The sequence below is a fragment of the Stenotrophomonas sp. STEN030 genome (genome assembly GCF_056759995.1).
Map to the genome: position 1 here is coordinate 1 of NZ_JBRREB010000006.1, position 13,729 is coordinate 13,729.

6 protein-coding genes are annotated in these 13,729 nt (G+C 64.1%); all 6 read left to right on the plus strand.

The features are described 5' to 3' along the window. Positions 1 to 346: 346 nt before the first annotated feature. The 6 genes from ftsE (at position 347) to rpoH (ending at position 13,307) form a co-directional block, all read left to right on the plus strand. Complete coding sequence (ftsE, locus tag ACVOLR_RS03090) at positions 347 to 1,033, plus strand: cell division ATP-binding protein FtsE (RefSeq protein ID WP_481510910.1); 687 nt, start codon at positions 347 to 349, stop codon at positions 1,031 to 1,033. Next, entirely contained in the window at positions 1,030 to 2,010 is a 981-nt protein-coding gene (gene ftsX / locus ACVOLR_RS03095; RefSeq protein ID WP_481535130.1) for a permease-like cell division protein FtsX, read from the plus strand. Before ftsE ends, ftsX begins: the two co-directional genes overlap by 4 nt. A 7-nt stretch (positions 2,011 to 2,017) precedes the next feature. Further along, entirely contained in the window at positions 2,018 to 2,860 is an 843-nt protein-coding gene (locus tag ACVOLR_RS03100) for a response regulator (RefSeq protein WP_282272954.1), read from the plus strand. Next, complete coding sequence (gene ung, locus ACVOLR_RS03105; protein ID WP_481535131.1) at positions 2,857 to 3,546, plus strand: uracil-DNA glycosylase; 690 nt, start codon at positions 2,857 to 2,859, stop codon at positions 3,544 to 3,546. The genes ACVOLR_RS03100 and ung overlap by 4 nt, the downstream gene beginning before the upstream one ends. Before the next feature lie 176 nt (positions 3,547 to 3,722). Continuing rightward, complete coding sequence (locus ACVOLR_RS03110; protein WP_481535132.1) at positions 3,723 to 12,188, plus strand: autotransporter domain-containing protein; 8,466 nt, start codon at positions 3,723 to 3,725, stop codon at positions 12,186 to 12,188. A gap of 243 nt (positions 12,189 to 12,431) precedes the next feature. Further along, entirely contained in the window at positions 12,432 to 13,307 is an 876-nt protein-coding gene (rpoH, locus tag ACVOLR_RS03115) for an RNA polymerase sigma factor RpoH (RefSeq protein ID WP_481535133.1), read from the plus strand. The last annotated feature ends 422 nt before the right edge of the window (positions 13,308 to 13,729 follow it).

The window sequence follows — 13,729 nt, forward strand, 5'->3', positions numbered from 1 at the left end:
CCCCCCCCCCCCACCCCCCCCCCCCCCCCCCGCCCCCCCCCCCACCCCCCCCCCCCCCCCCCCCCCCACCCCCCCCCCCCCCCCCCCCCCCCCCCCCCCCCCCCCCCCCCCCCGCCCCCCCCCCCCCCCCCCCCCCACTACAGCTCCCTCCCTTTTGCGCAGCAAAGGGGAGGGCCGGGGTAAGCTCTTCGCCGGTTGATGCAATCCCGGCTTCGCGGCTGACGCCGCTCCTACAAACATGATGGCGGGTGGAGCCCCATGCCGAGCATGGCTCGGCACTACAGGTAACCCACGTCTCGTGATCTGCATCCCCGCAGTCCGCCCGCGCTCCTGCATAATCAGCACGATGAGCGTCCTGCGTTTTGACAATGTCAGCAAACACTATGCCGGTGGCCATCAGGCGCTGCTGGATGTCAGCTTCGAGGTGGCGGCCGGCGAGATGCTGTTCGTCACCGGGCACTCCGGTGCCGGCAAGAGCACCTTGCTCAAGCTGATCCATCTCAGCGAACGGCCCAGCCGTGGCGCGGTCATCTTCGGCGAGCGCAATCTGCTGAAGGTGCGCGGCGGCAAGGTTGCCCTGCATCGGCGCGAAGTGGGCGCGGTCTACCAGGACCATCGCCTGCTGGTGGACCGCAGCATTGGTGAAAACGTGGCCCTGCCACTCATCTTGCGTGGCGACCGCCGTGCCGATACCGGCAAACGGGTACGTTCGGTGCTGGAGCGGATGGGCCTGGGCCACCGCGAGAAGGCGCTGCCCAGCGAACTGTCGGCCGGGGAGCAGCAGCGCGTCGGCATTGCCCGTGCAATTGTTGCCGAGCCCAAACTGCTGGTGGCCGACGAACCCACCGGCAACCTCGATCCGACCCTGGCGGCGGAAATCATGACCTTGTTCGCCGAACTGCCGGCGCGCGGTACCAGCGTGCTGGTGGTCAGCCATGACCTTGCCCTGCTCAAACAGATGCGCAAGCGCGTGTTGATCCTCGACCACGGCCGTCTGGTCGATGACATCTCGCCGCAGGACCTGGCCGAATGACTACCAGCAACAATGCCGAGCAGGCCAAGACGAGCAGCAATACAAACGCCAGCACGGCAGCACCGTCGCGGCTGGCCACCTGGATCAACCACCATCTGCACAGCGTGGTTTTCAGCCTTGGCCGCGCGTTGCGCCGCCCGTGGGCTACCGCGCTGACGGTGGCGGTGATGGCGCTGGCGCTGGCGCTACCGTTGGGGCTGTCGATCGGTTTGGACAACCTCAAGCATTTCTCCGGCAGCGTGCAGCAGTCGCGCGATATCAACCTGTTCCTGAAGACCGACGTCGATGGCGTCGCGGCGCAGGAACTGGCCAAGGCCCTGCGCGACCGTGCCGATGTGGCGCAGGTGCAGCTGCGTACGCCGGACGAAGGCCTGGCCGAGCTGCGCCAGAACGCAGGTCTTGGCGAAGCCATCGATGCGCTGGGTGAAAACCCGCTGCCCACGCTGCTGATTGTGACCCCGGCCGACGGCGTCGACGCCGCCCTGGCCAAATCGCTGGAAACCCTGCCGCAGGCCGATCTGGTCCAGCACGACGCGCTCTGGCGGCAGCGGCTGGATGGCTGGCTGAACTTCGGCGCGCGCCTTGTGCAGGTGTTGTCGGTGCTGCTGGGCCTGGGTGCAGCGCTGGTGGTCGGTAATACCGTGCGTCTGGACATTCAGGCACGGCGTGAGGAAATCGGTGTGCTGCAGTTGCTGGGTGCCAGTGATGGCTTCATCCGTCGCCCGTTCGTCTATATGGGCGCGTGGTACGGGCTCGCTGCCGGTGCGCTCGCGCTGGGCCTGATCGGCGTATGCGGGCTGGCCCTGCGTGCTCCACTGGCCAACCTGTCGCAAAGCTACGGTAGTCCCTTCATGTTGCAAGGCCTGGATTTGCTGCATTCGGGCATGGTGCTGGTAGGCACCACGATTCTGGGTTGGTTGGGGGCATGGCTGGTGACCGGTCACTTCCTCAGGCAGACTCGCCCGACTGAAACCTGAGGCCCGCATGTCCACGCACGAGCTCAAGCATCTGATCAGCGACGCGCCGCGGGTAATGGTGGTCGATGGATCCAAACTGGTACGGCGCCTGATCAGCGACGTGCTCAAGCGCGAACTGCCGGATGTCGAGGTGGTTGGCTGCGCCAGCATTGCCGAGGCGCGTGAAGCGCTGGCGGCTGGCCCGGTGCACTTGGTCACCACCTCGCTGGCCCTGCCTGATGGCGATGGCTTGGCGCTGGCACGTGGCGTGCGCGAAACCGCGGGGCAGGCCTACGTGCCGGTGATTGTGGTTTCCGGCGACGCCCAGCAGCATCTGGAACAGCGCCGCTTCACCGAATACGTCACCGATTATTTTGACAAGGCGCTGGGCCACGAAGCCCTGGCGACCTTCATCCGTGGCTATGTGCAGCCCGAGCCGGTGGCCAATGCCACGGTGCTGTATGTCGAAGACAGCCGCGTGGTGGCCGAAGCCACCAAGCGCATGCTCGAACGCCATGACCTGCATGTTGTGCATGTGCTCACCGCCGAGGACGCGTTCTCGCTGCTCACCGCTGAGTCGCTGGGCCGCACCACGCGCCAGGTGGATCTGGTGCTGACCGACGTCACCCTCAAGGGCGAGCTCAGCGGCCGCGATGTGGTCGAACGCATCCGCGTCGACTTCGCCTATGGCAAGCGACGCCTGCCGGTGCTGGTGATGACCGGCGACAGCAACCCGCACAACCAGTCGGCGCTGCTGCAGTCCGGCGCCAATGACCTGGTGCAGAAACCCATTGAAGAACGTCTGCTGGTGACCAAGGTGCTGTTCCAGCTGCGGCTGGCGCGCATGGCACAGCCGGCGGTGGTGCTGTGAGCGAAGACGGCGCACAGATCCAGCTTGAGCCCAGTTGGAAGGCGCGCATCGGCGATTGGCTGCGGCGTCCGGAGATGCGTGAACTGTCGGCCTTCCTGCGCAAGCGCAAGGCGTCGGGCGCCCATGTGTTCCCGCCCGGGCCGGAAATCTTTGCTGCTTTCAACGCCACGCCGTTCGAGCAGGTAAAGGTGGTGGTGCTGGGCCAGGACCCGTATCACGGCTACGGCCAGGCGCATGGTTTGAGTTTCTCGGTGATGCCGGGTGTGCCGGTGCCGCCGTCACTGCTCAACATCTACAAAGAGCTTGAAGCCGACCTGGCCATCCCACGCCCGGACCACGGCTGCCTGTTGCCATGGGCGCAACAGGGCGTGCTGCTGCTCAATGCCGTGCTGACGGTGGAAGAGGGCAAGGCTGGCGCACATCAGGGCCGCGGTTGGGAGGGTTTCACCGACCATGTGGTCGACGTGCTCAACCGTGAGCGCGAAGGCCTGGTGTTCCTGCTGTGGGGCGCCTACGCCCAGAAGAAAGGCAAGGTCATCGATACCCGCCGCCACCGCGTGTTCAAGGCGCCGCATCCTTCGCCGTTGTCGGCGCACCGTGGGTTCCTCGGCTGCCATCATTTCTCGCAGACCAACGACTACCTGCAACGGCGCGGGCAAACCCCGATCCGCTGGGACCTATCCTGAGTTGTGCGCAGATTTTTGTCGTAAGAGTGCCAAAGAACCTGGTGCGAGTTAGCTAAAGCGGCTCTTTGCCTCGCGCGACGATTCTTGCGGGGGTCTTACGGGAATGTGGTTATATGCCGCGGCGAATGCTGTGCAGCGTGCATGGCACGCGGGTTCCATACCGGTGCAGGGGCTATATGTTCAAGCAAATCGTCGGGCGCGCTCGCGCCGCTCTGTCGTGCGTGCGTCAGCTGCTGCACGCGCAGCCCTCACACCGGGCTGCCCGCACGTTGGCGGCCGTTGCCGTACTGCTATGTGCCACCGTCATAGCTGCGCCGGCGATGGCACAGGAAGTGAGGTTGACGTCGGTCAGCACCAACAGCTACAGCGCGAAGGGGCAGGTAATCGTCTTCACTTTCAGCGTGGATAGCCACGACACGCCCATCACTGGGGTTACGTTCGACAACGGTGCGCCCAGTCCGTTGACCGACGGTACCTGCAGCACCATCACCTTCACCGGTACTTGTACGGCCACCTACACGATCAACGACGATGACATGGCGCAGGGGCGGGTGCTGGTATCGCCTTCGTTCCAGATGTGGCGCCTGGATAGCAAAGGCCAAAATTCTCGGTGGGCCAGCGGCGATGTCTCCACGTCACCCCGGCCGTTCTGGATTCTCGCCAAGAGCACGCCGTCGGACCCGGGTAATGTGGCCGCGGTTGCCGGTGTGGGTTCGGCCTCAGTCAGCTTCTCGCCTTCCAACGTACCCGGCGGTGCGACGGTGACGTATCTCGTCATGTCCACCGATTTCACCGCAACGGCGCAAGGCAACAGCAGCCCCGTCGTGGTTACCGGGCTGACCCCGGGCAAATCGTATCAGTTCAATGTGCAGGCAATGAGCGAGGGATACTTCAGTTTGCAGGTGGGGCCCAGCGATCCGGTAGTGCCTACCGCGCCGAATGTGAGCATTGCGGTCTCCCCCGCCTCGGTAGGCGAGGACAGTGGCACGCCGTTGGTCTACACCGTCACCCGCAATGTTGCGCTGACAACGCCGACCACGGTGAACCTGACTTTTACCGGCACCGCCACCGCTGGCATCGATTACAGCGGGAATGTGGCATCGGTAACCATTCCGGCCAATGCCAGCAGCGCCACGTTGAGCCTTGTCCCGGTTGCCGATACCACGGCAGATGCAGATAAAACCGCCGTCGTCAGCGTGGCCGCCGGGACTGGTTACACCGTAGGCAGCCCAAGTTCGGCTACCGGCACCATCCTCAATGTCAACCAACCCATGCTGTCGATAAGTGATGTCAGCCAAAACGAAGGCAATGCAGGCACGACGCAATTTAACTTCACAGTGAGCCTGAGCAAGCCCGCCGGCGCGAACGGGGTGACCTTCGCGTTCAGTACTGCTGATGGCACCGCGACGGCGGGCAGCGACTACGACGCCGCTTCAGGCGTGGTCAGCATGGCAATGAGTAGCTCCACCGCACAAATTTACGTGGAGGTAAAAGGTGATACCACCTACGAACCCGATGAAACCTTCTTCGTCAACCTGATGAATGTGTCCGGTGCCACAATGGGGGACGTGCAGGGTGTGGGCACAATTTTAAATGACGATCCTGTTCCTGCGCCCACCATAAGCAGCATTGCACCCAACAACGGCGGTGCCGCCGGAGGTACGTCCGTCACCCTCACCGGTGCCAATTTCAGCGGTGCCACTGCGGTGAAGTTTGGCGCCACGGCTGCTGCAAGTTATACCGTCAACAGCGCCACCTCCATCACCGCCACCTCGCCGGCCGGCAGTGCCGGCACGGTGGATATCACGGTGACGACCGCAGGGGGTACCAGCGCTGCCAGTGCGGCGGACCAGTTTACCTATGTCAGCCCGCCGAACGCCGCTCCAATTACTGTGTCGAATGTTCCTTACAACAGCGGCTCCGTCCCTATCCTGCTCGATACCAGCAACCATGTCACCAGCGTGGCGGTGGTCTCGGCGGCCAGCCACGGCACCGCCGCAGCCATCGGTAACTCCCTCACCTACACGCCGGTAGCGGGGTATGCGGGGTCGGACAGCTTTACCTATACCCTTACCAACGTCGCAGGCACCTCCACACCGGCCACGGTGACGGTAACGGTATTGCCGCCCACCATCATGGTAAGCCCAGCCACCCTGCCGGCCGCCGTGGTGGGTACGAGTTACAGCCAGACTGTAAGCGCCAGTGGTGGTGCCGCGCCGTACCGCTATGCGCTTGTTGGAACACCGCCGAATGGGTTGGTGCTCAGCTCCGCCGGTGTGCTTTCTGGTATGCCAACGGCGCAGGGCACCTTCAACTTTGGAGTGGAAGTGAAGGATTCGAGCACCGGCGTTGGCGCGCCGTTCTCGAGGATCGAGGGCTATTGGCTGACGGTGTTGCCGCCGCTCACCGTGACGTCCATCACCCGCAATGGCAGTTCATCAACCAATGCCAGCAGCCTGTCCTTCAGTGTGACCTTCTCCGAGCCGGTTAGCGGGGTGGATTCAAACGATTTCAGTTTGACGTCAACCGGCAACGCTGGCGGCATCGTGTCGCAGATAACAAGCTCCGGCAGCTTGTATACGGTGAGGGTGGACAACGTCTCCGGCAACGGCACCCTGCGGCTGGATCTCAACGCCAATGGTACCGGTATCCAGGGGGTGGCGTTGGGCAATGCCATCGCCGGCGGTTTTACCGCGGGCCAGGTCTACACCGTGGATACGGCTGCACCGGAGGTCGCGTCGGTGAGTGTGCCTGCGGCCGGCCGTTATCCAGCCGGAAGCACGTTGGCTTTTTTGGTCACTTTCAACGAAGTGATTGTCGTAACCGGCACCCCGCGGCTGGCCCTGATGGTAGGGGGCAGCACGGTATACGCCAACTATGTTGGGGGCAGCGGTACGCAGTCGTTGCTTTTCAGCTATACCGTGGCCAGCGGCGACCGCGACGACGACGGTATTGCCGTGGGTGCGCTGGGCCTCAATGGCGGCAGCCTGAAGGATGAGGTGGGCAACGATGCCAGCCAGACCCTTAATAATGTGAGTACCACCAGCGCTGTGTTGGTGGGATTGATGACGCAGGCGATCACCGCTTTCACGGCCACCCCGGCCAGCCCGGTGTTCTCGGCTGGCGGCACGTTTGCCGTGTCGGCAACCGGCGGTGCCTCGGGTGAGGCGGTGCTGTTTGCCTCCACCACGCCGGCTGTGTGTACTGTCGCCGGTTCCACGGTGACGATGGTCAGCGCCGGCACCTGTGAGCTGACGGCGAATCAGGCCGGCAATAGCGATTACAGCGCGGCGCCGCAGGAACCCTTGAGTGTCACGATTGGTGCTGGCACGCAGGCGATCACCGGTTTCACGGCCACTCCGGCCAACCCGGTGTTCGCGGCTGGCGGCACGTTTGCCGTGAGTGCCAACGGTGGCGCGTCGGGTGAGGCGGTGCTGTTCGCTTCGACCACGCCGGGTGTATGTACGGTCGCCGGTTCGACGGTGACGATGCTTAGTGCAGGTACCTGTGCGTTGACCGCCGACCAGGCAGGCAATAGCAACTACAGCGCGGCACCGCAGGAAACCTTGAGCGTCACGATTGGTGCGGCCACGCAGGCGATCACGGGATTTGTTGCCAATCCGTCGGCACCGGTGTTCTCGGCCGGCGGCACGTTTGCCGTGTCGGGAACCGGCGGTGCTTCGGGTGAGGCGGTGGTGTTTGCTTCGACCACGCCGGCTGTTTGTACGGTGGTGGGCTCGACGGTGACGATGGTTGCTGCGGGCAGCTGCGCATTGACTGCGGATCAGGCCGGCAACGGCAATTACAACGCGGCGCCGCAGGAACCCTTGAGCGTCACGATTGGTGCTGGTACGCAGGCGATCACGGCTTTCACGGCCACTCCGGCCAACCCGGTGTTCTCGGCTGGCGGCACATTTGCCGTGTCGGCAACCGGCGGTGCTTCGGGTGAGGCGGTGCTGTTTGCTTCGACCACGCAGGGCGTATGTACGGTCGCCGGTTCGACGGTGACGATGGTCAGTGCAGGTACCTGTGCGTTGACCGCCGACCAGGCAGGTAATGCCAACTACAACGCCGCACCGCAGGAAACCTTGAGCGTCACGATTGGTGCGGCCACGCAGGCGATCACCGCTTTCATGGTTACTCCGACCAACCCGGTGTTCTCAACTGGCGGCACGTTTGCCGTGTCGGCAACCGGCGGTGCGTCGGGCGAGGCGGTGCTGTTCGCTTCGACCACGCCGGGTGTATGTACGGTCGCCGGTTCCACTGCGACGATGGTCAGCGCCGGCACCTGTGAGCTGACGGCGAATCAGGCGGGCAACGGCAACTACAGCGCTGCACCGCAGGAAACCTTGAGCGTCACGATTGGTGCGGCCACGCAGGCGATCACCGGTTTCACGGCCACTCCGGCCAACCCGGTGTTCTCGGTTGGCGGTACGTTTGCTGTGAGTGCCAACGGTGGCGCCTCGGGTGAGGCGGTGCTGTTCGCTTCGACCACGCCTGGTGTATGTACGGTCGCCGGCTCGACGGTGACGATGGTCAGCGTAGGCACTTGTGACCTGACGGCGAATCAGGCCGGCAACGGCAACTACAGCGTCGCGCCGCAGGAAGTTCTGAGTGTGTCGATTGGGCTGGCGTCGCAATCGATCACCGGGTTTGTTGCCAATCCGTCGGCGCCGGTGTTCTCGGCGGGCGGCACGTTTGCTGTGAGTGCCAATGGTGGCGCCTCGGGTGAAGCGGTGCTGTTTGGCTCGACCAGGCCGGCTGTTTGCACGGTCGCCGGCTCGACGGTGACGATGGTCAGCGCAGGCACTTGTGACCTGACGGCGAATCAGGCCGGCAACGGCAACTACATCGCCGCGCCGCAGGAAGTTCTGAGTGTGTCGATTGGGCTGGCGTCGCAATCGATCACCGGGTTTGTTGCCAATCCGTCGGCACCGGTGTTCTCGGCCGGCGGTACGTTTGCGCTTAGTGCCAACGGTGGTGCCTCGGGTGAGGTGGTGCTGTTTGCTTCCACCACGCCGGCCGTGTGTACGGTCGCGGGCTCGACGGTGACGATGGTTGCCGCGGGCAGCTGTGCACTTTCTGCCGACCAGGCAGGTAATGCCAACTACAACGCCGCACCGCAGGAAACCTTGAGCGTCACGATTGGTGCGGCCACGCAGGCGATCACCGCTTTCACGGCATCTCCGGCCAACCCGGTGTTCTCTGCCGGCGGTACGTTCACCGTGTCGGCAACCGGCGGTGCTTCGGGCGAGGCGGTGCTGTTCGCTTCGACCACGCCGGGTGTATGTACGGTCGCCGGTTCCACTGCGACGATGGTCAGCGCCGGCACCTGTGAGCTGACGGCGAATCAGGCGGGCAACGGCAACTACAGCGCTGCACCGCAGGAAACCTTGAGCGTCACGATTGGTGCGGCCACGCAGGCGATTACCGCTTTCATGGCTACTCCGGCCAACCCGGTGTTCTCGGTTGGCGGCACGTTTGCCGTGTCGGCAACCGGCGGTGCGTCGGGCGAGGCGGTGCTGTTTGCTTCGACCACGCCGGGTGTATGTACGGTCGCCGGTTCCACGGCGACGATGGTCAGCGCCGGCGGCTGTGAGCTGACGGCGAATCAGGCCGGCAACGGCAACTACAGCGCTGCACCGCAGGAGACCTTGAACGTCACGATTGGTGCGGCCACGCAGGCGATCACCGGTTTCACGGCCTCTCCGGCCAACCCGGTGTTCTCTGCCGGCGGTACGTTCACCGTGTCGGCAACCGGCGGTGCTTCGGGCGAGCTGGTCGTGTTTGCTTCGACCACGCCGGGCGTGTGTACGGTCGCCGGTTCGACGGTGACGATGCTTAGTGCAGGTACCTGTGCGTTGACCGCCGACCAGGCAGGCAATAGCAACTACAGCGCGGCGCCGCAGGAACCCCTAAGCGTCATGATTGGTGCGGCCACGCAGGCGATCACCGCTTTCACGGCCACTACGGTCAGCCCGGTGTTCTCGGCTGACGGCACGTTTGCCGTGTCGGCAACCGGCGGTGCCTCGGGTGAGCCGGTGCTGTTTGCTTCGACCACGCCGGCCGTGTGTACGGTTGCCGGTTCGACGGTGACGATGGTCAGCGCCGGCACCTGTGAGCTGACGGCGAATCAGGCCGGCAACGGCAACTACAGCGTCGCGCCGCAGGAAGTTCTGAGTGTGTCGATTGGGCTGGCGTCGCAATCAATCACCGGGTTTGTTGCCAATCCGTCGGCGCCGGTGTTCTCGGCCGGCGGCACGTTTGCCGTGAGTGCCAACGGCGGTGCTTCGGGCGAGGCGGTGCTGTTCGCTTCGACCACGCCGGGTGTATGTACGGTCGCCGGTTCCACGGCGACGATGGTCAGCGCCGGCACCTGTGAGCTGACGGCGAATCAGGCGGGCAACGGCAACTACAGCGCTGCACCGCAGGAAACCTTGAGCGTCACGATTGGTGCGGCCACGCAGGCGATCACCGCTTTCACGGCCACTCCGGCCAATCCGGTGTTCTCGGCCGGCGGTACGTTTGCGCTTGGTGCCAATGGCGGTGCCTCGGGTGAGGCGGTGCTGTTTGCCTCCACAACGCCGGCCGTGTGTACGGTGGCAGGCTCGACGGTGACGATGGTTGCTGCGGGCAGCTGTGCACTTACTGCCGACCAGGCAGGTACTGCCAGCTACAACGCCGCGCCGCAGGAAACCTTGAGCATCACGATTGGTGCGGCCGCGCAGGCGATCACCGGTCTCACGGCCACTCCGGCCAACCCGGTGTTCTCGGCGGGCGGCACGTTTGCCGTGAGTGCCAACGGTGGCGCCTCGGGTGAGGCGGTGCTGTTTGCTTCCACCACGCCGACTATTTGTACGGTGGCAGGCTCGACGGTGACAATGGTTGCTGCGGGCAGCTGTGCACTTACTGCCGACCAGGCAGGTACTGCCAGCTACAACGCCGCGCCGCAGGAAGTTCTGAGTGTGTCGATTGGCCTGGCGTCGCAATCGATCACTGGGTTTGTTGCCAATCCGTCGGCGCCGGTGTTCTCGGCGGGCGGCACGTTTGCCTTGAGTGCCAACGGTGGCACCTCGGGTGAGGCGGTGCTGTTTGCTTCCACCACACCGGCTGTTTGTACGGTGGTGGGCTCGACGGTGACGATGGTTGCCGCCGGCAGCTGTGCACTTACTGCGGATCAAGCAGGCAATGCCAGCTACAGCCCGGCACCGCAAGTGAATCTGCAGGTGGTGATTGGCAAGGCCTCACCGGTGTTGTCGTGGCTGGCTGATCTGCGCAAGCGCCGTGGGGAAGCCGCCTTCGACCTGCCGGACCCCGGCAGCGACGGCCCGGGTGGCTTCAGCTTCCAAAGCAGTGATGCCAATGTTGCACGTATCGACGGTCGTACCGTGACACTGGTGGGCGCGGGCACCGCAACCTTGACGGCAACCCAGGCTGCGTCAGCGGACTTCATTGAGGCAAGCGTAAGCCTGCAGCTGACCGTGGATGAACGTCCTGATCCCAGCCACGATCCGGGCGTTGCGGCCGGCGTACAGGCTCAGGTGGATGCCAGCCTGCGCTTCGTGCAGGCCCAGCAGGACAACATCCGTTCGCGGTTGAGTCAGCTGCGTCACGGCGGCAGTGCTTCCTCGCACGCGATGTCTGTGAACCTGCAAGGTGCCGCCGGGCAACAGGGCCTGTCGTTGAATGCGGGGCAGCTGGGCTCGCCGTCGCCGAAGCTGCCGGCGGGTTGGGGTTTCTGGAGCGCAGGCGCCATCCAATGGGGCGAACGGGATGCGCGCGGCAATGCCGAAGGTGCCAAGTTCCGCACCGATGGCGTCAGCGTGGGCATGGACCGTCGTTTCGGCGAGCATGCGGCCTTGGGCCTTGCTGGCGGCTTTGGCTGGAACGAAACCGACTTCAACACCGTCGGGTCGGGAATGGATTCGCGCCAGCGCTCGTTGGCGATGTACGGCAACTGGCATGACCGTGCCTGGTTCGTCGATGGCTTGGTAGGCTGGGGCCAGCTGGATTTCGATATCCGGCGACGCAGCAATGATGTTGGTGCGTCAGCCACGGCCTCGCGCGAAGGCAAGCAACACTACGCTTCGTTGAGCCTGGGCTACGACCATCAGGGCGAGGTGGGCATGCTTACCGGCTATGGCCGGCTGGACGCCAGCCGTACCACCTTGCAGGCCTATCGCGAGCATGGGCTGGGCGATTACGACCTGCAATACCGCCGGCAGACGTTGGACAGCAGTACCGCTGCGCTCGGTGTGGAAGGGCGTTATGCGTTCCGCACCGCGCGCGCGTCGGTGCGCCCGTCGTGGATGCTGGAATGGCGGCAGGCGCTGCGCAGCAATGGTGATGCCGCGCTGAACTATGTGGTGGCACCCAGCGAGAACGACTACCTGCTTGGGGTGCGGAGTTACAACGACAACACCTTGGCGTTTGGTGGTGGCGTGGAGTTCGGCTTCAGCAGCGGTTGGACGATGGCCCTGCAATTCCGTCGCGAGCAGGCCCGCGACGTGTTCGCCAACAGCTTCGGCATACGCCTGAGCTATGGTCAGCAGGCACCGTTGCTGGATGCCGAGCAGGCGTGGTGGCGCGAAAGCGGGCTGACCCGGCCGCAGTTGGAGGCCGTTCCCAGAGGCGGTAAGTAAGCGTCGTAGCGCAGACGGCGGCTGGTCACCACAGGTGGCCAGCCACGCAGGCGGCTGCTGGCTGAATCACCTGGCTGCTTGTCATATCGCGGTGACCTTGGCTTTGCTACCTTGGGGAAGTTGGGAATACCGTCGTTGCTGCCGCCTATTCAGGTTTGACCTCGAGTTTGCGAACAAAAACAGAACGCTGGAACTTTTTCTGTACTGAGCAGTCCAATAGTTCGACTGCTAAGATGAGGTCCTATGAACCTGAACACCTCTACTGCCCTTGTGGCAAACAATCTCCCGATCCCCAGTGCGCTCGGTTCGCTGGACGCCTACATCGGTGCCGTGCACCAGATCCCGGTGCTGTCGGTCGATGAGGAACAGGAACTGTCGCGTCGCTTCCGCGACGAGCAGGATCTGCACGCCGCACGTGAGCTGGTGCATTCGCACCTGCGCTTCGTCGTGCACGTGGCCCGCGGCTACAACGGCTACGGCCTGCAGCTGGGCGACCTGATCCAGGAAGGCAACATCGGCCTGATGAAGGCGGTCAAGCGCTTCGACCCGGACATGGGCGTGCGCCTGGTGTCCTTCGCGGTGCATTGGATCCGTGCCGAGATGCACGAGTTCATCCTCAAGAACTGGCGCATCGTCAAGGTCGCCACGACCAAGGCGCAGCGCAAGCTGTTCTTCAACCTGCGCAAGTCCAAGACCCGCCTGGGCTGGATGAATGCCGCTGAGGTCAGCGCCGTCGCCAAGGATCTGAACGTCTCCGAGCGTGAAGTGATGGAGATGGAATCGCGTCTGTCCGGTCGCGACATCGGGTTTGATGCGCCGTCGGATGAAGACGACGACCATGCACCGCCGTCGCCGGCTGCGTATCTGGTCGCACGCGATGAAGATCCGTCGCAGGCCTATGAGCGCGAAGACAGCGAAGACAACCAGCTGAGCCTGCTGCGCGAAGGTCTGTCCAAGCTCGACCAGCGTTCGCGCGACATCATCGCCCGTCGTTGGCTGGACGCCGACAGCAAGGTGACGCTGCAGGAACTGGCAGATGAGTACGGCGTTTCCGCCGAACGCATCCGCCAGATCGAAGCCAACGCGCTGAAGAAGATGAAGGCATTGTTTGCCGCCTGAGCAAGGCAGCAGCAGTGACACGAAGGCCCGGGGAAACCCGGGCCTTTTTTCTGTAGTGCCGAGCCATGCTCGGCAATGGGGCCTTACCCGTAGCGCAAGGCCATGTAGTGCCGAGCCATGCTCGGCAGGGGCCTTACTCGTAGCGCAAGGCATGTAGTGCCGAGCCATGCTCGGCAGGGGCCTCATGCACGGACCAACCGTCACTGGTAAGGCTCCAGCCGAGCATGGCTCGGCACTACAGGGGAACCTGCCGTCACCGGTAAAGCCTCTGCCGAGCATGGCTCGCACTACAGGGGAACCTACCGTTGCCGGTAAGGCCACAGCCGAGCATGGCTCGGCTCTACAGAGGAACCTACCGTTGCCGGTAACGCTCCTGCCGAGCATGGCTCGGCACTACGAGACGATTCTCATCACCGGTAGGC

What these genes read in the sequence shown, in the direction of transcription:
- ftsX (WP_481535130.1), top strand. Translation starts at nt 1,030, where the DNA reads ATGACTACCAGCAACAATGCCGAGCAGGCCAAGACGAGCAGCAATACA.
- ftsE (WP_481510910.1), top strand. Translation starts at nt 347, where the DNA reads ATGAGCGTCCTGCGTTTTGACAATGTCAGCAAACACTATGCCGGTGGC.
- ACVOLR_RS03100 (WP_282272954.1), top strand. Translation starts at nt 2,018, where the DNA reads ATGTCCACGCACGAGCTCAAGCATCTGATCAGCGACGCGCCGCGGGTA.
- ACVOLR_RS03110 (WP_481535132.1), top strand. Translation starts at nt 3,723, where the DNA reads ATGTTCAAGCAAATCGTCGGGCGCGCTCGCGCCGCTCTGTCGTGCGTG.
- rpoH (WP_481535133.1), top strand. Translation starts at nt 12,432, where the DNA reads ATGAACCTGAACACCTCTACTGCCCTTGTGGCAAACAATCTCCCGATC.